The sequence below is a fragment of the Methylobacterium sp. HMF5984 genome, assembly GCF_045033435.1.
GTDB lineage: Bacteria > Pseudomonadota > Alphaproteobacteria > Rhizobiales > Beijerinckiaceae > Methylobacterium.
Genome location: NZ_JBJFLN010000001.1, coordinates 5050421 through 5072083, shown reverse-complemented (window position 1 = coordinate 5072083; position 21663 = coordinate 5050421). Strand labels below are relative to the sequence as shown.

The following is a 21663-nucleotide window of genomic DNA, read 5'->3' as shown; positions in this document are numbered from 1 at the left end:
GCACGACCGTGACGGGATGGGAGACGGCATGACGGGATCCGACGCCAGGCCCCGAGGGGACGAAACGCTCCGGCGCCTGTGGATTCGCGATCCGCTGGCGATCCTCGCCGAGGGCGCCGGCGGCGGCATCGTGGTCGAGGGCAGCCGCATCGTCGAGCGCGTGGCGGCCGGCGCGCAGCCCGCCGCGCCGGTGGACGAGACCTTCGACGCGTCGCGCCACGTCGTCATCCCCGGGCTGATCAACACCCACCACCACTTCTTCCAGACGCTGACGCGGGCCCACCCGCTGGCGATCAACAAGCCGCTGTTCCCGTGGCTGAAGGCGCTCTACACGGTCTGGGACAAGATCACCCCCGACGCGTTCCGGCTCGCGACGCGGCTCGCCTACACCGAGCTGCTGCTCTCCGGCTGCACCACGGCGGGGGACCACCACTACCTCTACCCGAAGGGGCTCGAGGATTCCGTCGACGTGCAGGTCGACGAGGCGCGCAGCCTCGGCATCCGCGCCTTCGTCACCCGCGGCTCGATGAGCCTGTCGGAGAAGGACGGCGGCCTGCCGCCCGAATGCCTGACGCAGGACGACGACACCATCCTCGCCGACAGCGAGCGGGTGCTGAACCTGTTCCACGACGCGAAGCCCGGCGCGATGGTGCGGATCGGGCTGGCGCCGTGCTCGCCCTTCAACGTCACCAAGCGGCTGATGCGCGAGAGCGCGGCGCTCGCCGACCGCCACGACTGCCAGCTCCACACCCATCTCGGCGAGACGCTGGACGAGGACGCCTACTGCCTGGAGATGTTCGGCCAGCGGCCGGTCGACTACCTCGAGGAGATCGGCTGGATGAGCCCGCGGGCCTGGCTCGCGCACGGCATCCACTTCAACGACGACGAGGTGCGCCGGCTCGGCAAGGCCGGCGTCGGCGTCTGCCACTGCCCGACCTCGAACATGACGCTGGCCTCGGGGCAGTGCCGCACCTGCGAGCTGGAGGCGGCGGGCGCGCCGGTTGGCCTCGGCGTCGACGGCTCGGCCTCGAACGACAGCTCCAACCTGATGGAGGGCGTGCGCCACGCCCTGATGATCAACCGCCTGACCTACGGTGCCGAAGCGGTGACGCATCTCGACGCCCTGCGCTGGGCCACCGAGGGCTCGGCCCGCTGCCTCGGGCGCGACGACATCGGCCGGATCGAGCCGGGCCGCGAGGCCGACCTCGCGCTGTTCACCCTCGACGCGCTGCGCTTCTCCGGCGCGCACGATCCGCTGGCCGCGCTCGTGCTGTGCGGCGCGCACCGCGCCGACCGGGTGATGGTCGCGGGCCGGTGGCGGGTGGTCGACGGAAACCCTGTCGGCATGGACACGCGGAAGCTGCGCGAGGACCACGGCCGGCTCGCCCTCAGCCTCCTCGGCGGCGCCTGATGGCGGCCGTGCCGTCGCCCGCCGCCGGCACCGCGCCGCTCTACGGGGCCTACGGCATCGTCAAGCGCTTCGGCGACTTCAAGGCCAACGACGGCGTCGACCTCGAGATCCGCGCCGGCGAGATCCACGCGCTGCTCGGCGAGAACGGCGCCGGCAAGTCGACCCTGATGAAGATCCTCTACGGGCTGCTGGAGCCGACGGAGGGCGTCGTCACCCACAAGGGCGACATCGTGCAGCTGCCCGACCCCGAGGCGGCGCGCGCCATCGGCATCGGGATGGTGTTTCAGCACTTCTCGCTCTGCGAGAACCTGACGGTGGCCGAGAACATCGCCCTCGTCATGCCGAAGACCCTCTCGGGCAGGGCGCTTGCCGAGCGGATCGCCGCGCTCGGGGCGGCCTACGGCCTGCACCTCGATCCCGCCCGGCCGGTCTGGTCGCTCTCGGCCGGGGAGCGCCAGCGCATCGAGATCGTGCGCTGCCTGCTGCAGGACCCGCGCCTCGTCATCCTCGACGAGCCGACCTCGGTGCTGACGCCGGGCGAGGCGGAGCAGCTGTTCTCGGTGCTGGAGCGGCTGCGCGACGAGGGCCGGGCGCTGCTCTACATCTCGCACCGGCTCGACGAGGTGCGGCGCCTGTGCACCCGCGCCACCATCCTGCGCCACGGGCGCGTCGTCGGCGCCTGCGATCCGCAGGGGGAGAGCGCCCGCTCGCTCGCGGCCCTGATGGTCGGGGCGCAGGTCGGCGCGGTGACCGGCCGCGCCGGCGCCGCGCTCGGCCCGCCGCGCCTCGTCCTCGATCGCCTGTCCCTGCCGGCGCCCGGCCTGCACGGCACCGCGCTCGCCGACATCCGCCTCACCGTCCGGGGCGGCGAGATCCTCGGCGTGGCCGGCGTCGCCGGCAACGGGCAGGCGGAGTTCTTCTCCGCGCTCTCGGGCGAGACCGCCGCGGCGCGGGCCGAGGCGGTCGTCGTCGACGGCGCGGCCGTCGGGCGGCTCGACATCAACGCGCGGCGCCGGCGCGGCGCGGCCTTCGTGCCCGAGGAGCGCAACGGCCACGCGGCCGCCCCGGGCATGAGCCTGTCCGAGAACACGGTGCTCTCGCGCCACGCCACCGCGCCGCTCGCGCGCTTCGGCCTGCTCCGGTGCGGGGCGGCGCGCGCGCTCGCGGCCGCCGTGATCGCGGCCTTCGACGTGCGCAAGGCCGGCCCGGACCCCGCCGCCGGCACCCTGTCGGGGGGCAACCTGCAGAAGTTCGTCGTCGGGCGCGAGATCCAGGCGGAGCCCGGCGTGCTGGTGGTCAACCAGCCGACCTGGGGCGTCGACGCCTCAGCCGCCGCCCGCATCCGCCAGGCGCTGATCGATCTCGCCGCCCGCGGCGCCGCGCTGCTGGTGATCAGCCAGGACCTCGACGAGCTGTTCGAGATCGCGAGCCGGATCGCGGTGCTGCATGCCGGCACCCTCTCCGAGCCGGTCCCGGCGGGCGAGACGACCCGCGAGGCGGTGGGCTTGCTGATGGGCGGATCGCATGCGTGAAGCTGCGGCGTTCTTCCCTCCCCCTGAAGCGGGGGAGGGTACCCTGCGCAGCAGGGGGGGAGAGGGGAGCGCCGCGTCCGGCACCGTCGCTCCCCTCTCCCGACCCTCGCTGACGCGAGGCCCGCCCTCCCCCGCAGAGGGGGGAGGGAGGAGCCGCCCGCGATTCTTTCCGACTGTTCAGAGCCTCCCATGCGCCTCGATCTGAGCCCGCGCGCCCGGCGCTCGGCCGTGCTCTCGGCGCTGTCGCCGGTCATCGCCTTCGCCGGCGCCGTGCTCGTCGGCGGGATCGCGGTGGCTTTGCTCGGCGTCGCGCCGGGGGCCGCGTTCACGACCTACTTCGTCACCCCGCTGAGCGAGGTGTGGTCGCTGCAGGAGGTGGCGCTGAAGGCGGCGCCGCTGGCGCTGGTCGCCACGGGGCTGGCCTTCTGCTTCCGGGCGAGCCTGTGGAACATCGGCGCCGAGGGCCAGTTCGTGGTCGGCGGCCTGGCCGGCGGCTGGATCGGCGTCGCGACGCAAGGTGCGGAGGGCTTCACGGCCTGGATCCTGCCGACGATGCTGGCCGCCGGCACGCTGGCGGGCCTCGCCTACGCGATGATCCCGGCGCTCCTGAAGGTCCGCCTCGGCGTCTCGGAGATCCTGACCAGCCTGATGCTGGTCTACGTCGCGGAGCTGCTGCTCGACTACATGGCCCGCGGGCCGTTGCGCGATCCGGCGGGCTTCAACTTTCCGCAGAGCGTGCCGTTCGATCCGGCGGCGCGGCTGCCCTACCTGATGGAGGGCGACACGCTGCATGCCGGCGTGCTCATCGCGCTCGCCGCCGTGATCGTCGCGACGCTCGTCCTCGCCCGGACGCTGTTCGGCTTCGAGGTCCGCGTCGTCGGCGCCGCGCCGCGCGCGGCGCGGTTCGCGGGCTTCAGCGACGCGCGCCTGACGCTCGCCGTCTTCGCGATCTCGGGGGCGGCGGCCGGGCTCGCCGGCATCTGCGAGGTGGCCGGCAAGATCGGCCAGCTGCAGCCGACGATCTCGCCGGGCTACGGCTTCACCGCGATCATCGTCGCCTTCCTCGGGCGGCTGTCCCCCCCGGGAATCCTGGTCGCCGCCGGGGTGATCGCGCTGACCACGATCGGCGGCGAGTCGGCCCAGATCGACCTGAAGCTGCCGCTCGACCTCACCCGCGCGTTCCAGGGGCTGCTGCTCGCCTTCGTGCTCGGGGCGGACGTGCTCGCCCGCTACCGCGTCCGGCTCGTGCCGGGCGGCCCCCGGCGGACCGCGTGAGGCGCCGGGCATGGTGAGAAGGCGGCCATGACCCTCGACATCGTCCAGATGGTGCTCGTCACCGTGCTGACCGCGGCTACGCCCCTGATCCTGGCCGCGATCGGCGAGCTGGTGGCGGAGCGCTCCGGGGTGCTCAACCTCGGCACCGAGGGGATGATGGTGCTCGGCGCCGCCGCCGGCTTCGCGGTCGCCACCGAGACGGGCTCGACGCTCGCCGGCGCGCTCGGCGGCGCCGGCGCCGGGCTCGCGCTGTCGGGTCTGTTCGCGATCCTCACGGTCGGGCTCGCCGCCAACCAGGTCGCCTCGGGCCTCGCCCTGACGATCCTCGGCCTCGGGCTCTCGGGCCTCGTCGGCACCGGCTACGTCGGGATGAAGCGCGATCCGGCGCCCCACCTCCACCTGGCGGGGCTGAGCGACCTGCCGGTCGTCGGCGACCTGCTTTTCGGGCAGGACGCCTTCGTCTACGTCGCGGTCGCCCTGGTGCTCGGGGTGTGGTGGTTCCTCGTCCGGAGCCGCGCCGGGCTGGTGCTGCGCGCCATCGGCGACGACCACACCGCGACGCACGCGCTCGGCCTGCCGGTGCGCAAGGTCCGCGTCCTCGCGGTCCTGTTCGGCGGCGCCTGCGCCGGGCTCGCCGGCGCCTACCTGTCGCTCGCCTACACCCCGTTCTGGTCGCCGGGGATGACCGCCGGGCGCGGCTGGATCGCCCTGGCGCTGGTGGTGTTCGCCTCGTGGCGCCCGCTGCGGGTGGCCGCCGGGGCGCTGCTGTTCGGCGGCGCGACGGTGCTCCAGCTCCACGCCCAGGCCGCGGGCCTCGGCCTGCCGGGGCAGGCGCTGTCGGCGCTGCCCTACGTTGCGACGATCCTGGCCCTGGTCTTGCTGTCCCTCGGGCGGCGCCAGGGCGGCTCGCTGGCGCCCGCCGCCCTGGGCCGCGAATTCACGCCCCACCGCTAGAAGGCGGGGGCCATGTTGGGGGTATCGACCTTGGGGACATCGACGACCATGCGGACGATCACCGGCGCCATCCTGGCGGCTCTTCTGCTCGCACCCGCCGCGCGGGCCGACGACAAGCTCAAGGTCGGCTTCGTCTATGTCGGCCCGGTGGCCGATTACGGCTATTCCTACCAGCACGACCTCAGCCGCAAGGCGCTCGAGGCGGCGATGCCCGGCAAGGTCGAGACCACGTTTCTCGAGAGCGTGCCCGAGGCCGACAGCGAGCGCTCGATCGAGAAGCTGGCGCGCTCGGGCGCCAAGCTGATCTTCACCACCTCGTTCGGCTTCATGGAGCCGACCCTGAAGGTCGCCAAGAAATTCCCCACCGTGAAGTTCGAGCACGCCACGGGATACAAGCGCAGCGCCAACGTCTCGACCTACTCGGCCCGCTTCTACGAGGGCCGCTACGTCTGCGGGAAGATCGCCGGCACGCTCTCGAAGTCCGGCACGGTCGGCTACATCGCCTCGTTCCCGATCCCCGAGGTGGTGAGCGGCATCAACGCCTTCATGCTGGGCGCGCAGTCGGTGAACCCCAACGTCAAGCTCAAGATCGTCTGGGTGAACACCTGGTTCGACCCGGGCAAGGAGGCGGAGGCCGCCAAGGCCCTGCTCGCGCAGGGCGCCGACATCCTGACCCAGCACACCGATTCCGCGGCCCCGCTGCAGGAGGCCGAGAAGGCCGGCAAGCTCGCCTTCGGCCAGTCCTCGGACCAGTTCCGCTTCGCCCCGAAGGCGCAGCTGACCTCGATCACCGACGACTGGGACGGCTACGTGATCGGCGAGGCCAAGGCGGTGCTCGACGGCTCGTGGAAGAGCCACGACACCTGGGGCGGCATCAAGGACGGCATGGTCGTGCTCGCGCCCTTCACCAACATGCCGGACAACGTGAAGGCGATGGCCGAGGAGACCAAGGCCGGTATCGCGTCGGGCAAGGTCCACCCCTTCGCCGGCCCGGTGACGAAGCAGGACGGCACGGTCGCAGTGAAGGCGGGCGATGACGCGCCCGACCCGATGATCCTCGGCATGAACTGGTACGTGAAGGGCATCGACGACAAGCTGCCGCAGTAGCGGGCCGCCGTCTCCGGCGCGCGAGCGGGGGGCCGCCCGCGCGTCCGGTTCAGTAGCGGGGCCGCGGCGGCACGTCGTCCCGGCGCGGCGGCGCCTCCGTCGTGACGCCGCCCGCCGGCGGCGGAACCGCCACCGCGTCGCCGTCGCGGACGGCGTTCATCTCGTTCTGCGGGCCGGCGCGGCCTTCGGTGCCGCCGGGCGCCGTCGCGGGGTCGAGCCCCGCAGGGGCGCCCGTCGACTGGGCGAAGGCGGAGCCGCCGAGGCCGAGGCCGGCGGCGAGGGTCAGGGCCGTGAGGGTGGCGAGGCGCATCGATGGGTTCTCCGTGATCGCGTGAGGGGCGCGGGCGGCTCAGCGCCGGTGGCGGCGGTGGTGGCGCATCCGGCGCCGGCCGTAGGCGTCGCCGCTGCGAATCGCCTCCATCCGGTTGCGCGCCCCGGCCTTGCCGACCGTGCCGCCCGGGGCGGTCGCGGCGACGCGCCCGGCGGGGGCGCCGACGGACTGGGCCGAGGCCGCGCCGGCCAAGCCACAGCCGAGGCAGAGCGAGAAGATCAGGACTTGGGCGGAACGCAGCATGGCGGCTCCTCGTGGGATCTGCGCCGACAACGCGCGAACCCCGCCGCGGTGCGCCCCAGGAAGACGATTTTCCGCGGTGCGGCTCAACTTCCGCGATAGGTCTGGAAGCTCCACGGCGTCGCCACCAGCGGCACGTGGTAGTGCCCCTCCGGCTCCGCGACGCCGAAGCGCAGCGGCACGACGTCGAGGAAGGGCGGCTCGGCGAGCGAAAGCCCGAGCCGGCGGTAATGGTCGCCGAGGGCGAAGCGCAGCTCGTAGACCGCGATCGGCACCGGCCGGCCGCCGACGAGCGGCGCGTCGGTGCGCCCGTCGGCATTGGTCACGGCCCGCGCCACCAGGGCCGTCTCGGTCTCCGAGACGATCTCGTGGAGGCTCACCGCGACGCCGGCCGCCGGGCGCCCGCTCACCGTATCGAGCACGTGCGTCGAGATCCGCCCCGTCGTCCTGAGCGGCCCCTCGCCGGAGACCAGCGCGTTCAGGCGGATCGCGGCGATGCGGAGGACCTCGGCCTCGGCGGTCCGCCGCTCGGTCGCGGCGTCGGAGTCGAGACGCGTCGCGAAGGCGGAGAGCAGCGCGGCGCGCCCGTGCCGCTTGACGCACAGGATGAAGGGCAGGCCGAATTTCGCGCGGTAGGCCGCGTTGAGCGCTTCGAAGCGCGCGTATTCTGCGTCCGACATCCGGTCGAGCCCGGCCGCCGCCTGCTCGGCGATCGAATCGGGGGCGATGGCGCCGTCGCGCGCCGCGCGGCCCGCCAGCTCGGGATGGCCCGCCAGCAGCGCGAGGCGCGCCGTGTCGGGCGCCGTCTCCACCGCGGCGCGCATCGCGCCGTACAGCGCGTCGACGGTGGCGAAAGGGCGCGCGGCGGCCGCCCGCTGCGCCACCCAGGGCGCGTGCTCGAACACCGCGCCGAGGGCGGCGACGAAGTCGGCCTCCGCCATCGCGTTCAGGTCGGCCAGGGGAATCGTCATCGGGCCTCGCGCGTCGGGTCTCGCGGCCGAGGGTAGCAGGCAACGGGCCAAGCGGCGCGTCCGTCGGGCGCGTCGGCCGCGCGATCGCCCGCCCCTGCGGGGCCTGCGCTGGCACATGCCTTGCGCGAGGATCTGTCCTCGGCAGCCGGACCGATCCGGCGGCCTGCTGGAGCGTTCGCCGATGTCGAACACGGCCCACCCGGATGTCCTGCCCGAGAGCGGTCCGGTGCCGCTCGGGCCCGCCACCGCGCCGGTCGCCCGGGTCGGCGCCCTCGCGCTCGGGCTCCTCGGCCTCCAGCACGTGCTGGTGATGTATGCCGGCGCCGTCGCGGTGCCGCTGATCGTCGGGCGCGCCCTGAAGCTGGCGCCGGAGCAGGTGGCGATGCTGGTGAGCGCCGACCTGTTCGCCGGCGGCCTCGCCACCCTGGTGCAGAGCTGGGGCCTGCCCGGCATCGGCATCCGCATGCCGGTGATGATGGGCGTGACCTTCGCCGCCGTCACGCCGATGATCGCCATGGGCGCGAGCCCGGAGATCGGGCTCACCGGCATCTACGGCGCGGTGATCGCCGCCGGGCTGTTCGCGTTCCTGGTGGCGCCGCTCGTCGGGCGGCTGCTGCCGCTGTTCCCGCCGGTGGTCACCGGCACGATCATCCTCGTCATCGGCATCTCGCTGATGCGCGTCGGCGTGAACTGGGCGGCCGGCGGGGTCGGCAACCCGAGCTACGGCGCGCCGGTCTTCCTCGGGATCGCCGCCTTCGTGCTCTGCGTGATCCTGGCGATCACCCGCTACGGCACCGGCTTCGTCGCCTCCGCCTCGGTGCTGATCGGGATCGTCGTCGGCACGCTGGTGGCCGGCGTCTTCGGGCTGGTCGACCTCTCGCACGTGGCCGCCGCCGGGTGGTTCGACGTGGTGCGCCCCTTCGCCTTCGGGCTGCCGACCTTCGACCCGGTCTCGGTGGTGACGCTGTGCATCGTGATGATCGTGGTGATGATCGAGTCGACCGGCATGTTCCTGGCGCTCGCCGAGATCTGCGCCGACCCGGTCGACGAGAGGCGCCTGACCAAGGGCCTGCGCGGCGACGGGCTCGGCACGATCATCGGCGGCGTGTTCAACACGTTTCCCTACACCTCGTTCTCGCAGAACATCGGCCTCGTCGGCGTCACCGGCGTGCGCTCCCGCTACGTCGCCGTGGTCGGCGGCGTGATCATGCTCGGGCTCGGGTTGATCCCGAAGCTCGCCGCCCTGGTCGAGGCGGTGCCGCAATGCGTGCTCGGCGGCGCCGGCCTCGTGATGTTCGGCATGGTCGGCGCCACCGGAGCGCGCATCCTCGGCGCGGTCGACTTCGCCCGCAACCGCAACAACCTGTTCATCGTCGCGGTCTCGGTCGGCTTCGGGATGATCCCGCTCGTCGCGCCGAACTTCTTCAAGCAGATGCCGCACGCGCTGCATCCGCTGCTCGAATCCGGCATCCTGCTCTGCGCGATCGCCGCGGTGGTCCTCAACCTGTTCTTCAACGGCCTCGGCAGCACGGCCGACGCCCGCGACGCGGCCCTGCGCCAAGCCGCGGCCTCCGAGCACTGACGCCCGTCGCCGGATCGCGCCCGTCCGCGCGATCCGGCGAAGACGCTCCGACGAACCTCCAGCCGAACCGGAGACCTCCATGCCGCTCATCGCCTCGACCTACGGCAAGGGCCGCGTCCGGGTCATGCGGTTGACCCGCGAGGGCGACCACCACACCCCGCGCGAGCTCACCCTCACCGTGCTGATGAAGGGCGCCTTCGACGCCGCCTGGACCGCGGGCGACAACCGCGCCTGCGTCGCCACCGACAGCGTCAAGAACATCGTCAACGTCACCGCGGCCAAGAACCTGTCCCTCGACAAGGAAGCCTTCGTCGAGGCGGTCGCGGCGGTGTTCCTCGACACCTATCCCCAGATCGAGGAGGTCACGATCGAGGGGCTGGAGACGCGCTGGCTCCGCTACGCCGTCGCGGGCGAGCCGCACGGCCACACCTTCACGCTGGACGCCAACGGCACCGGCTTCGTCCGGCTCGTCGCGAGCCGGGGCGCGCGCGTGCTGCAATCGGGCCTGCGCAACTTCACCTTCATGAAGACCACGCAATCGGGCTGGTCCGACTTCGTCGACGACGGCTACCGCACCCTGCCCGACACCACCGACCGCATCGCCGCCACCGCCATGGACGCGACCTGGACTTGGACGCGGCCGCCGGCCGATTACGCCGCCGCCAACGCCGACATCCTCACCCACCTGCTCACCGTGTTCGGCACCACCTACAGCCTTGGCGTGCAGGACAGCATGTACCGGATGGGCGAGACGGTGCTGGCCGCGATTCCCGAGGTCGGCGAGATCGGGTTCGCCATGCCGAACAAGCACTACATCCCGATCAACCTGGCGCCGTTCGGGCTTGCGAACGCCAACACCGTGTTCCTGCCGACCGACGAGCCGCACGGGCAGATCGTGGCGACCATCGGCCGGGGCTAGCCCGGCACCCGCAGCGACGAGCCGGGTGCCGAACCGCACGCTCCGCGAAAGAAGCGTGCCAGATGCCGAATAACAGGGCAGCGGCGACCGATTGCTCTGTTAAGTATTTGATTAAATGCGTCTTTTAATCTTAGAGTTCGGCCGAGCCGGCCCGTTCGATCCGCCCGCGGCGGGTATTCCCTGGAAATCAGGCTAAAACTTCAGCATTCACGGCCCTTTCCAAAGGCAGGTCTGGTGAAAATCTAGATCCGAGAGCGTCGGCGACCACGGGGTCGCCGACCGATCGAACCTCGGATGCCTCCCATGACCGCACGCCTGATCCTCGCCGCCTCCCTCGGGCTCGCCCTGTCCACCACCGCCTTCGCCCAGAGCTACAACGCGCCCGCCGGCATCCCGCCCGCGCTCGCGCCCGGCGGCCTCGAAGGCCGCGCCGCCATCCCGAACGCCCTCGACGCCGCGGGCCGCACCCCGCGTGGCGACGCGCGGAGCGTCTACGGGGTCGACGACGGCCTCGTCACCGGTTCGCTGCGCGACGGGCGCGACGCGCGGGCCTATCGCAGCCGCTGAGGTCGGTCCGAACGCCGCCACGAGCTTTGCCGAAAAGATTCGCAGTGGCAGGACCGATTTTAGGCGCCTGATCCAAGTCGATCAGGCGTCGCGCTGAGCCGCGACGACGCCGACGATGCCGAAAATCTCGGCTTCGCCGGTGTTGCGGCCAAGCCTAGACTTCGCCCCGCATTCGGGACGGAGCAGACGGCCTTGGCAGATCATTCGCTTTCGCGCAGGCACCTCCTCGGGGGCGCCGCCGCGCTCGCGCTGACGCCCCTCTCGCGGGCGCGCGCCGCCGGCACGCTCACCGCCGGCTTCATCTATGTCGGGCCGAAGGACGATTACGGCTACAACCAGGCCCACGCCCTCGCCGCCAAGGCTTTGAAGGGCATGCCCGGCCTGGAGGTCACGGAGGAGGAGCGCGTCCCCGAGACCAACGCGGTCGAGAAGACCATGGAGAGCATGATCAACCTCGACGGGGCGACGCTGCTGCTCCCGACCTCGTTCGGCTACTACAGCCCCTACATGGTCGCCGAGGCCAAGAAGAACCCCAAGATCCAGTTCCGGCACTGCGGCGGCCTGTGGACCGACAAGGACCCGAAGAACGCCGGCTCCTACTTCGGCTACATCGCGCAGGGGCAGTACCTCAACGGCATCGCCGCCGGGCACGCCACCAAGTCGAAGAAGCTCGGCTTCGTCGCCGCCAAGCCGATCCCGCAGGTCCTCAACAACATTAACGCCTTCCTGCTCGGCGCGCAGAGCGTCGACCCGTCGATCACCTGCCAGGTGATCTTCACCGGCGAGTGGTCGCTCGCGGTCAAGGAGGCCGAGGCGACCAACGCGCTGATCGACGGCGGCGCCGACGTCGTCACCTGCCACGTCGACAGCCCGAAGGTGACGGTGGAGACCGCCGCCCGCCGGGGCGCCTTCGTCTGCGGCTACCACGTCGACCAGTCGCCGCTGGCGCCGCAGAAGTACCTCACCGGGGCGGAGTGGAACTGGCTGCCGATCTACAAGGGCTTCGTCGAGGCGATGCAGGCCGGCAAGGTGCCGGAGAACTTCGTCCGCGGCGGCCTCGCCGACGGCTACGTTAAGATGAGCCCCTACGGCCCGGGCGTCAGCGACGCGGCGCGCAAGAACGCGGACGCGGTCAAGGCCGAGATGATGAAGGGCGGCTACCAGATCATCAAGGGACCGCTCAAGGACAATGCGGGCAAGGAGATCCTCGCCGCCGGAAAGGGCTACCCCGAGAAGGCGGCCGAGCTGGAAAGCACGAACTACCTGGTCGCGGGCGTGAAGGGCTCGGTCTGAGGCACGGTTCGACGCTCTCCCTCCCCCGCAGAGGGGGAGGGAAGGGACGGCGAAGGCTTGCACCGGCCCGGTTACGGGGCTGGCACGCTTCCTGCCGCACGCGTCGCAGGATGGTGGAACCGGTTCGGAGGTGCGGGATGGTCGCGGACGCCGCTGTGGCACCGGTCGAGACGGCGGATCCGCCGGCGCGCGGCCTTCAGGCCCGGGCCTGGCTGGCGCGGCGCTCGGAGGCGTTCCTGATCCCGGTCGGCGCGGCGCTCGCGGGCTTCGTCCTGTTCGGGCTGTTCCTGGCGGCTTTGGGCAAGTCGCCGCTCCAGTTCGTCGACATCGTCTACCGCGGCGGCTTCGGCTCGTCCTTCGCGCTCGGCAACAGCCTGCAGCGCGCCGCGCCCCTGCTGTTCGCCGCGCTCTGCGTCGCGTTGCCCGCCCGCCTCGGCCTCGTGGTGATCGGCGGGGAGGGGGCGATCGTGCTGGGCGGCCTCAGCGCCGCCGCCGCGGCCCAGCCGCTGGCCGCCCTTCCGCCCGGTCTCGCGATCCCCTTGATGGCGCTCGCCGCGGCGCTGGTCGGCGCGGTCTGGATCGGCGCCGTCGGGTTTCTGCAGGCCTATCGCGGCGTCAACGCCACGATCTCGAGCCTGCTGCTGTCCTACATCGCCATCGCGCTCTCCAACCACCTGATCGAGGGCTGGCTGCGCGATCCGGCGAGCCTCAACAAGCCCTCGACGCTGCCCGTCGGCGACGCCTTCATGCTCGCGCCGATGCCGGGGATCGGGGTGCATTGGGGCCTCGGCGTCGGCGTCCTGTCCTGCCTCGTCGCCTACGTGCTGATGGACCGCACGACGCTGGGCTTCGCCGCGCGGATCGCCGGCGGCAACGTGCGCGCGGCGCAGATCCAGGGCTTGCCGGTCGGGCGGCTGATCGTCGGCTTCACCGCCCTCGGCGGCGCCTTCGCGGCGCTCGCCGGGTTCTTCGAGGTGGTCGCGGTTCAGGGCACCGCCAACGGCACGCTGGCCGCCGGCTACGGCTACACCGGCATCCTCGTCGCCTTCCTCGCCCGCCAGAACCCGATCGCGATCATGCCGGTCGCGTTCCTGCTCGGCGGGATCGAGGCGTCGAGCGGGCTGATCCAGCGCCGGATGCAGCTGCCCGACGCCACCGTGCTGGTGCTGGAGGGGCTGCTGTTCCTCGTGGTGCTCGCCAGCGAAACGCTCTACGGGCGCCTGCACCTGTTCAGCCCGCACCTGTGGGCCACCAAGCGCGCCGCCGCCGCGCTGCCGGCGGGAGCGCCCGCATGAGCGCCCCCATGAGCGCGGCGGAGAGCGGGCGATGAGCGGCGATCTCGGGCTCTGGAGCGTCCTGATCGCGGTGGTCGGCGGCGCGATCCGCGTCTCGACGCCGTTCCTGTTCGTCAGCCTCGGCGAGACCATCACCGAGCGCTCGGGGCGGATCAACCTCGGCCTCGAGGGCACCCTCGTGTTCGGTGCGATGTCGGCCTACGCCACCGCGGTGCTCACCGGCTCGCCCTGGGCCGGCGTCGCGGTGGCGGGGCTCGCCGGCGGCGCCTTCGGGCTGCTGCACGGGTTCGTCTGCCGCCTGCCGCGGGTCAACGACGTGGCGGTCGGCATCGCCCTGATGCTGTTCGGCACCGGGCTGGCCTTCTTCTTCGGCAAGGCCTTCATCCAGCCCTCGGCGCCGCCGCTTCCGGCGATCCCGTTCGGGTTCTGGTCGGACGTGCCGCAGATCCAGGCGGCGCTGCGCGTCAACGTGCTGTTCCTCGTCGGCGCCGCGCTCGCGGTGTTCCTGTGGTGGGCGTTCCGCAACACCAAGGCCGGGCTGATCGTGCGCGTCGTCGGCGACAGCGCCGACGCGGCGCGTGCCATGGGCTACGACGTCGACCGCGTGAGGCTCTTCGCGACCGCCGCCGGCGGCGTGCTCGCCGGGATCGGCGGCGCCTACCTGTCGCTGTACTATCCGGGCTCGTGGAACGAGGGGATCTCCTCGGGCCAGGGGCTGATGGCGGTGGCGCTGGTGATCTTCGCCCGCTGGAACCCGCTCGCGTGCTTCGCCGCCGCCCTGCTGTTCGGCGGCGCCGGGGCGCTCGGGCCGGCGCTGCAATCGGTCGGCGTCACGCAGGGCTACTACCTGTACTACGCCGCACCCTACGTCCTCACCCTGGCCCTGCTGATCGCCACCTCGTCGCCCGACCGGGCGCTGGCCGGCGCGCCGGGCGAGCTCTCCCTCTCGAAATAAGGTTTCGCATGAACGGTCTCGGTGGGCTGAACAAATCCCCGAACGGCGTCGTCGTCGGCCTTGTGCAGCTGAAGCTGCCGAAGGTCGAGACGCCGGCCGACCTGGGCGCGCAGGCCGATCGGATCGTCGCGATGGTCGCCAAGGCGCGGGCCAACATGGCGAGCATGGATCTCGTGGTGTTTCCCGAATACGCGCTCCACGGCCTGTCGATGGACACCCGGCCGGAGCTGATGTGCCGGATGGACGGGCCGGAGGTCGCCGCCTTCCGCAAGGCCTGCGTCGACAACCGGATCTGGGGCTGCTTCTCCATCATGGAGCTCAACCCGCACGGCGCGCCCTACAACACCGGCCTGATCATCGACGATGCCGGCGACGTGAAGCTGTACTATCGCAAGATGCACCCCTGGGTGCCGGTGGAGCCGTGGGAGCCCGGCGACCTCGGCATCCCGGTGATCGACGGGCCGAAGGGCGCCAAGCTCGCCCTGATCATCTGCCACGACGGGATGTTCCCGGAGATGGCGCGCGAATGCGCCTACAAGGGCGCCGAGATCATGATCCGCACGGCCGGCTACACCGCGCCGATCCGCGAATCCTGGCGCTTCACCAACCAGTCGAACGCCTTCTGCAACCTGATGGTCACCGCCAACGTCTGCCTGTGCGGCTCGGACGGCACCTTCGACTCGATGGGCGAGGGCATGGTCTGCAACTTCGACGGGGCGATCCTCGCCCACGGCACCACCGGCCGCGTCGACGAGATCATCACCGCCGAGGTCCGGCCCGACCTCGTGCGCGAGGCGCGCATCCACTGGGGCGTCGAGAACAACATCTACCAGCTCGGCCACCGCGGCTACACGGCGGTGAAGGGCGGCGCGCAGGACTGCCCCTACACCTACATGCACGACCTCGCCGCCGGCCGGTACAGGCTGCCGTGGGAGGATCAGGTGAAGGTCGTGGACGGCACGTCCTGCGGCTTCGTCGCGCCGACCCGCTCCTACGGCGCCGGCCAGGCGCCAGCCGCGCGCGAGGCGGCGGAGTGAGGGCCTCAGCCGAGGCCGGCACCACCGTCGCCGCCGAGCCCTACCCGTGGCCCTACGACGGCGACCTGCGGCCGGGGAACACGGCGCTCGTCATCATCGACATGCAGATCGATTTCTGCGGCGACGGCGGCTACGTCGACGCGATGGGTTACGACCTGTCGTTGACCCGCGCGCCGATCGCGCCGATCGCCCGCCTGCTCGCCGCGATGCGCGGGGCCGGCTACACGATCATCCACACCCGCGAGGGCCACCGGCCCGACCTCTCCGACCTGCCGGAGAACAAGCGCTGGCGCTCGCGCCGGATCGGCGCCGGCATCGGCGACCCCGGGCCCTGCGGCAAGATCCTGGTCCGCGGCGAGCCCGGCTGGGAGATCATCCCGGAGCTCGCGCCGCTCCCCGGCGAGGTGGTGATCGACAAGCCCGGCAAGGGCTCGTTCTGCGCCACCGACCTCGAGCTGATCCTGCGCACCCGCGGCATCCGCAACCTCGTGCTCACCGGCATCACCACCGACGTCTGCGTCTCCACCACCATGCGGGAGGCCAACGATCGCGGCTTCGAATGCGTGGTGCTGGGCGACGCCTGCGGCGCCACCGATCCGGAGAACCACGCGGCGGCGCTTCGCATGGTGACGATGCAGGGCGGCGTGTTCGGCGCGGTCTCCGACACCGACGCCGTCATCGCGGCGCTCGCCGCCGCATGAGCACCCGCCGCGCCGTCGTCCACCGCATCGCCACCGCCGCCCCGGACGACGTCTCCGGCCTGGAACGCGCGATCGCGGAGGGCCGGATCGTGCCGGGCGCGATCGTCGCGATCTTCGGTAAGACCGAGGGCAACGGCCTGGTCAACGACTGGACCCGGGGGCTCGCCGCCCGCGCCCTACGCGACCTGCTGGGTCGGCACGCCGGCCCGGAGGCCGCCGAGGGGGTCTGCCTCGTCATGTCGGGCGGGACCGAGGGCGGCCTGTCCCCGCACGTCACCGTGTTCGAGGTGCGCGAGGCCGACGAGGCCGCCGTGCCCGGCGCGCTCGCCATCGGCCGCGCCCACACCGCCGACCTCCGGCCCGAGCAGGTCGGGCGCCTGGCCCAGGTCGCGTCGGTGGCCGACGGCGTGCGCGCGGCGATGCGCGCGGCCGGGATCGTCGATCCGGACGAGGTGCACTTCGTCCAGGTGAAGTGCCCGCTCCTCACCTCGGAGCGGATCGCCGAGGCGCGCGGCCGCGACGTGGACTGCGCCACCGCCGACACGCTGAAATCCATGGGCCTCTCCCGCGCGGCCGCCTCCCTCGGCATCGCCGCGGCGCTCGGCGAGGTCGGCGCGCTGGAGGAGGCCGCGATCGGCCGGGACTTTTCGCTCGCCTCGTCGCGCGCCTCGGCCTCGGCCGGGATCGAGCTGATGGGCCACGAGATCGTGGTGCTCGGGCGCGGCGCCGGCTGGTCCGGCCCGCTGCGGATCGACCACGCCACCATGGCCGACGCCCTGGACGTCGAGCCCGTGCGGGCCGCCCTCGCCCGCCTCGGCCTCGGCACCGCCGGACAGCTGGCGCCGGCGCAGCGCGCGCGGATGGTCGCGCTGCTCGCCAAGGCCGAGGCCCCGTCCGACGGGCGCCTGCGCGGGCTTCGCACCACCATGCTCACCGATTCCGACCACGCCGCGACGCGGCACGCCCGCGGCTTCGTCGGCGGGGTGCTCGCCGGCCTCGTCGGCCATGCCGAGCTCTACGTCTCCGGCGGCGCCGAGCATCAGGGGCCGGATGGCGGCGGCCCCGTCGCGATCATCGCCGAAACGCCGTGAGAGGCCGCCCATGACGTCGTCACCGCTCGCGTCTCCTCCCTCGGCCCCGGCCCCGGGCACCCCCCGCGCCATCGGCGTCGAGACCGTCGGCATGACGAAGCGCTTCGGCGCCTTCGCCGCCCTCGACGACGTGTCGATGAAGATCGCGGCCGGCGGCTTCCACGCGCTGCTCGGCGAGAACGGCGCCGGCAAGTCCACCCTAGTGAAGTGCGTGATGGGGTTCTACGCCCCGAGCGCCGGCACGGTGCTGGTCGACGGCCGCGAGGCCGAGATCACCAACCCGAAGGGCGCGCAGGCGCGCGGCCTCGGCATGGTCTACCAGCACTTCACGCTGGTGCCCTCGCTCACGGGGGCGGAGAACCTCGTCATCAGCCGCGCCGACGCGCCCTCGGTGATCGCCTGGGGCCGGGAGCGCGCGCGGCTGTCCGCCTTCATGGCCGGCATGCCGTTCCGGCTGAACCTCGACCGGCCGGTGGCGGAGCTGGCGGCGGGCGAGAAGCAGAAGCTCGAGATCGTCAAGCAGCTCTACCTCGAGGCGCGGTTCCTGATCCTCGACGAGCCGACCTCGGTGCTGACGCCGGGCGAGGCCGAGGAGGTGCTGGGGCTGCTCCGCGCGATGGCCGACCGCGGCGACCTCACCGTGCTGATGATCAGCCACAAGTTCCGCGAGGTCGAGACCTTCGCCCGAAGCCTGAGCGTGCTCCGGCGCGGTCGGCTCGTGGGCGGCGGCGCGGTCGGCGCGCTGTCCCGCGACGACATGGCGGCGATGATGATGGGCGAGCGCAAGGTGCGCGTGCCGGCCGCCCGCCTCGGCAAGCCCGACGAAGCCCGCGAGATCCTGCGCATCGCGGGCGTGACCGCCACCGACGCCTCGGGCCTGCGCCACATCGCCGTCGACGCGCTCAGCGTTCGCGCCCGCGAGATCGTCGGCATCGCCGGCGTCTCGGGCAACGGGCAGAAGGAGCTCGCCGACGTCCTCGGCGGCCAGGTCCGCGCCACCGGCGGCCGGGTGGTGGTGGCCGGCGCGCCCTATGCCGGCACACGGGCCGAGAGCCGCGCGCGAAAGGTGCGGTTCATCCCGGAGGAGCCGCTGCGCAACGCCTGCGCGCCGCGGATGTCGGTGGTCGAGAACCTGGGCTTTCGCGCCTTCGACCGGCGCGGCGACGACCCGACGGGCAAGCCGACCTTCTGGCTCGACCGGGGGGCGATGGCCCGGCGCGGGCGCGACCTGATCGAGCGGTTCAAGGTGAAGACCGCCTCGTCCGAGGCGCCGATCGCGACCCTGTCCGGCGGCAACGTGCAGCGGGCGGTGCTCGCCCGCGAGCTGACCGACCCGGTTGACCTCCTGATCGTCGTCAACCCGTGCTTCGGCCTCGACTTCTCGGCGGTCTCCGAGATCCGCAACCGGATCGTGGCCGCGCGCAACGCCGGCGCCGCGGTGCTGCTGATCAGCGAGGACCTCGACGAGATCCTGGAGCTGTCCGACCGCATCGTGGTGATGTCGGAGGGCCGCCTCGTCTACGAGACGCAGGCCGCCACCGCCGAGGTGGCGACGATCGGCCGTCACATGGCCGGGCACCACTGAGACGGACGATCGTCGCAGGCGCGGGCTCAGTGGGCCTCGACCGGCCCCGAGGCGCGCTGCGGCTTCCTCAGGATCGCGACGACGCCGAGGCTCAGCACGAGGCTGACGCCGACGAGCCAGAACCCGTCGGCATAGGCCATCACCTCGGCCTCGCGCCGGACCTGGGCCGCCAGCATGCCGAGGGCGGCGCCCTTCGCGGCCGCGGCGTCGGCGACGTGCCCGTGCAGGCCGGCGGCCATGGCCGCAAGGCGCTCCTGGGTGCGCGTGGCGTTCACGGTGATCGCCTCGGCCAGCACCGAGAAGTGCATGTGCTCGCGCCGGTCGATCATCGTCGAGAGCATCGCGATGCCGATCGAGCCGCCGAGGTTGCGCATCATGTTCGACAGCGCCGAGGCGTCCGCCGTGTCGCGCGGGGCGAGGCCCGCCGTCGAGAGCTGCGACAGCGGGATGGTGAACAGCGGCTGGCCGACGGCGCGCAGGAGCTGCGGCAGGATCAGCTGGTCCGCGCCGACGTCGTGGGTCAGCCCGACGTTGATCCAGCAGCTCGCGATGAAGAACAGCGTGCCGGTCACCACCAGCAGCCGAGCGTCGAAGGTGCGCATGATCAGCGGCATCATCGGGAACAGCAGCAGCTGCGGCAGCCCGGACCACATCACGACGTAGCCGATCTGCTGGGCGTCGTAGCCCTGGATCTGCGCGCAGTAGAGCGGGATGATGTAGATCGAGCCGAACGAGACCGCGCCGAGCACCGTCATCAGCACGCACGATCCGCCGACCGAGCGGTTGGCGAGCACCCGCAGGTTGATGAAGGGGCGCTCGGCCATGAGCTCGCGGACGATGAAGCCGGCGATGCCGGCCACCGCGAGCCAGCTCGCCTGGACGATGACGGGCGAGCCGAACCAGTCCTTCCGCTGGCCCTCCTCCAGCACGTAGGTCAGCGCCGGCAGGCCGGTCGCCATCAGGCCGATGCCGATCCAGTCGCCCTTCAGGAGTTCGGCCCAGCGCGCCGGCACGCTGTCGAAGGCGCCGAGCTGGATCGCGGCGGCGAGCGGGCCGAAGAGCAGGTTCAGGTAGAAGATGTAGTGCCAGGACAGGTTGTCGGTGAGCCAGCCGCCCACCGTCGGGCCGATCGCCGGCGCGAAGGTGGCGGTCAGCCCGAACATCGCGATGCCGATCGGCTGCTGGCTCCTCGACAGGCGCGTGCGCACGATGACGATCGCGGTCGGGATCAGCACGCCGCCGGTGAAGCCCTGGCCGGCCCGGAACAGGATCATCTGCGAGAGCGAGGTCGAGAGCGCGCAGGCGAGCGAGAAGGCGGTGAACAGCATCGTGTTCACCGACAGGTACCGGCGCAGGCCGATCACCGAGGAGAGCCAGCCGGTGAGGGGGATCACGATGATCTCGGCCATCAGGTAGGCGGTCGAGATCCAGCTGCCCTCCTCGGTGGAGGCGCCGAGCGCGCCCTGGATGTCGGAGAGCGAGGCGTTGGTGATCTGGATGTCGAGGATGGCGGTGAACGCGCCGAGGATCGCGCCGAACACCGCGAGCCAGTCGCGCGCGCTGGCCTTGGCCTCGGGCCCGCGCATCGCCGCGGCGGCGCTCATCGCGGCAGGGCCTCGCTGACGAGGGCGGCGCCGGGCCGGGCGCGGCGTGCGGCCGGTGCGACCGGGTCCGCCAGGTGCACCGTGGCCTCGACCGACAGGCCGGCGCGCAGGCGCGCGAGCCGCGGGTCGGACGCGTCGATCGCGACCCGCACCGGCACGCGCTGGACGACCTTGGTGAAGTTGCCGGTGGCGTTCTCGGGCGGCAGCAGGGCGAACTGCGCACCGGTGCCGGGCGAGAAGCTCTCGATCCGGCCCTCGAACGCGCGGTCGCCCAGCGCATCGACGGTGAAGGTGACGTGCTGTCCCTCGACCATCTCCCCGGTCTGCGTCTCCTTGAAGTTCGCCACGAGGTAGATGTCGCGGCCGGTCGGCACGATCGTGAGCAGCCCGGTGCCGGCCGAGACGAACTGCCCGACGCGCAGGGCCCGGTCGCCGACCGTGCCGGCGGCGGGCGCGGCGATGGTCGTGTAGCTGAGGTTGAGCTGCGCCTGCTCGACCTTGGCCCGCGCCCCGTCCAGGCTCGCGCGGGCGCTCGCCTCCAGCGCCGTCAGGCTCTCCACCTGCTTGCGGGCGGCGTCCAGCGAGGCGACGGACTTGTCGTGCGCCGCCCGCCTCTGCCTCAGGTCGGCATCGGCCTGCTGCTGGCGCTGGGCGGTGCCCGAGCCGGTCTGCAGCAGGTTCTGGTAGCGGGCGTATTCCTTGGTGGCGAAATCGAGGGCCGCATCGGTGTTCTCGACCTCGGCCTTCGCGGACTGCACCTGCGCCTGCTGCTGGAGGATGGCGGCGGCGGTCCCGAGCAGCTGGGCGCGGTTCTTTTCGACCTCGGCCTGGGCCTGCTTCAACGCGATCCGATACTCGCGGTCGTCGAGCCGCGCGATCGCGTCGCCGACCTGCACCGCCTGGTTGTCGCCGACCAGCACCGCGGCGACGTGGCCGGCGATGCGGGGGGCGACCGTCACCTTGTCGGCCTGCAGGTAGGCGTCCTCGGTCGTCTCCAGGAACCGGCCGACGGTCCACCAGTGCCAGCCGTAGCTGCCGCCCCCGCCGAGCGCGGCCAGGACGAGCAGCGGAAGGATCAGCCGTGCGGGACGGCGCTTGCGCGCGGGCGCAGGAACGACGGGGACGGGCGCAAGATCGTCGGTGGATCGTGGTTGCATCGCGGCTGGCCAACAATAAAACGATACGGTATCGTTGTAATACGGTCGGCGGTTCG

At 72.3% G+C, this 21663-nt stretch carries 20 protein-coding genes; 15 read left to right on the top strand and 5 right to left on the bottom strand.

Annotated features, from left to right (window positions below; translation table 11 throughout):
* Positions 1-28 precede the first annotated feature (28 nt).
* The 5 genes from ACFZ8E_RS24620 (at position 29) to ACFZ8E_RS24600 (ending at position 6279) form a co-directional block, all read left to right on the top strand.
* Entirely contained in the window at positions 29-1411 is a 1383-nt protein-coding gene (locus ACFZ8E_RS24620) for an 8-oxoguanine deaminase (RefSeq protein WP_405044053.1), read from the top strand.
* Positions 1411-2943, top strand: a complete 1533-nt coding sequence (locus ACFZ8E_RS24615) for an ABC transporter ATP-binding protein (protein ID WP_405044051.1) — start codon at positions 1411-1413, stop codon at positions 2941-2943. Before ACFZ8E_RS24620 ends, ACFZ8E_RS24615 begins: the two co-directional genes overlap by 1 nt.
* Positions 2944-3132: 189 nt before the next feature.
* A complete protein-coding gene (locus ACFZ8E_RS24610; protein WP_147843784.1) occupies positions 3133-4218 on the top strand; it encodes an ABC transporter permease in 1086 nt (361 codons plus the stop codon).
* A 27-nt stretch (positions 4219-4245) separates the two neighbouring features.
* On the top strand, positions 4246-5172 hold the full coding sequence (locus tag ACFZ8E_RS24605; RefSeq protein WP_405044050.1) for an ABC transporter permease: 927 nt from the start codon (positions 4246-4248) through the stop codon (positions 5170-5172).
* Positions 5173-5220: 48 nt separating this feature from the next.
* Positions 5221-6279, top strand: coding sequence for a BMP family ABC transporter substrate-binding protein (locus tag ACFZ8E_RS24600; protein WP_243938111.1), 1059 nt, complete (start codon positions 5221-5223; stop codon positions 6277-6279).
* Between the two features lie 49 nt (positions 6280-6328).
* Here the strand turns inward: ACFZ8E_RS24600 and ACFZ8E_RS24595 are convergent, their stop codons facing one another.
* The 3 genes from ACFZ8E_RS24595 to uraD form a co-directional block, all read right to left on the bottom strand.
* Entirely contained in the window at positions 6329-6589 is a 261-nt protein-coding gene (locus ACFZ8E_RS24595; protein ID WP_147859448.1) for a hypothetical protein, read from the bottom strand.
* Between the two features lie 39 nt (positions 6590-6628).
* On the bottom strand, positions 6629-6853 hold the full coding sequence (locus ACFZ8E_RS24590) for a hypothetical protein (RefSeq protein WP_147859447.1): 225 nt from the start codon (positions 6851-6853) through the stop codon (positions 6629-6631).
* Positions 6854-6936: 83 nt separating this feature from the next.
* Positions 6937-7821, bottom strand: a complete 885-nt coding sequence (gene uraD, locus ACFZ8E_RS24585; RefSeq protein ID WP_405044049.1) for a 2-oxo-4-hydroxy-4-carboxy-5-ureidoimidazoline decarboxylase — start codon at positions 7819-7821, stop codon at positions 6937-6939.
* Positions 7822-8002: 181 nt separating this feature from the next.
* Here uraD and ACFZ8E_RS24580 point away from each other — a divergent pair, with 181 nt between their 5' ends.
* The 10 genes from ACFZ8E_RS24580 (at position 8003) to ACFZ8E_RS24535 (ending at position 18846) form a co-directional block, all read left to right on the top strand.
* On the top strand, positions 8003-9403 hold the full coding sequence (locus ACFZ8E_RS24580; protein WP_405044047.1) for a nucleobase:cation symporter-2 family protein: 1401 nt from the start codon (positions 8003-8005) through the stop codon (positions 9401-9403).
* A 79-nt stretch (positions 9404-9482) separates the two neighbouring features.
* Entirely contained in the window at positions 9483-10322 is an 840-nt protein-coding gene (gene pucL, locus ACFZ8E_RS24575; RefSeq protein WP_147728711.1) for a factor-independent urate hydroxylase, read from the top strand.
* A 303-nt stretch (positions 10323-10625) separates the two neighbouring features.
* Positions 10626-10889, top strand: coding sequence for a hypothetical protein (locus ACFZ8E_RS24570; protein ID WP_147728710.1), 264 nt, complete (start codon positions 10626-10628; stop codon positions 10887-10889).
* Positions 10890-11081: 192 nt separating this feature from the next.
* Positions 11082-12182 (top strand): BMP family ABC transporter substrate-binding protein, encoded by a 1101-nt coding sequence (locus ACFZ8E_RS24565; RefSeq protein WP_147843347.1) that lies wholly within the window; start codon positions 11082-11084, stop codon positions 12180-12182.
* Positions 12183-12319: 137 nt separating this feature from the next.
* The gene (locus tag ACFZ8E_RS24560) at positions 12320-13477 is read left to right on the top strand and encodes an ABC transporter permease (RefSeq protein ID WP_243938103.1); all 1158 of its coding nucleotides are present in this window, start codon (positions 12320-12322) and stop codon (positions 13475-13477) included.
* Between the two features lie 31 nt (positions 13478-13508).
* The gene (locus tag ACFZ8E_RS24555) at positions 13509-14432 is read left to right on the top strand and encodes an ABC transporter permease (RefSeq protein ID WP_147728579.1); all 924 of its coding nucleotides are present in this window, start codon (positions 13509-13511) and stop codon (positions 14430-14432) included.
* An 8-nt stretch (positions 14433-14440) separates the two neighbouring features.
* The gene (locus ACFZ8E_RS24550; protein ID WP_147728578.1) at positions 14441-15469 is read left to right on the top strand and encodes a formamidase; all 1029 of its coding nucleotides are present in this window, start codon (positions 14441-14443) and stop codon (positions 15467-15469) included.
* Positions 15466-16170 carry a cysteine hydrolase family protein gene (locus ACFZ8E_RS24545; RefSeq protein ID WP_405044045.1) on the top strand — a complete coding sequence of 235 codons (705 nt, stop codon included), beginning with the start codon at positions 15466-15468 and terminating at the stop codon, positions 16168-16170. The genes ACFZ8E_RS24550 and ACFZ8E_RS24545 overlap by 4 nt, the downstream gene beginning before the upstream one ends.
* On the top strand, positions 16167-17261 hold the full coding sequence (locus ACFZ8E_RS24540) for a ring-opening amidohydrolase (protein ID WP_405044044.1): 1095 nt from the start codon (positions 16167-16169) through the stop codon (positions 17259-17261). Before ACFZ8E_RS24545 ends, ACFZ8E_RS24540 begins: the two co-directional genes overlap by 4 nt.
* 10 nt (positions 17262-17271) lie before the next feature.
* Entirely contained in the window at positions 17272-18846 is a 1575-nt protein-coding gene (locus ACFZ8E_RS24535) for an ABC transporter ATP-binding protein (RefSeq protein ID WP_405044043.1), read from the top strand.
* A gap of 26 nt (positions 18847-18872) precedes the next feature.
* On the opposite strand, the gene ACFZ8E_RS24530 is transcribed toward ACFZ8E_RS24535, so the two are convergent.
* Entirely contained in the window at positions 18873-20450 is a 1578-nt protein-coding gene (locus tag ACFZ8E_RS24530) for a DHA2 family efflux MFS transporter permease subunit (protein WP_405044041.1), read from the bottom strand.
* The gene (locus ACFZ8E_RS24525; protein ID WP_405044040.1) at positions 20447-21607 is read right to left on the bottom strand and encodes an HlyD family secretion protein; all 1161 of its coding nucleotides are present in this window, start codon (positions 21605-21607) and stop codon (positions 20447-20449) included. The genes ACFZ8E_RS24530 and ACFZ8E_RS24525 overlap by 4 nt, the downstream gene beginning before the upstream one ends.
* Positions 21608-21663: the final 56 nt, after the last annotated feature.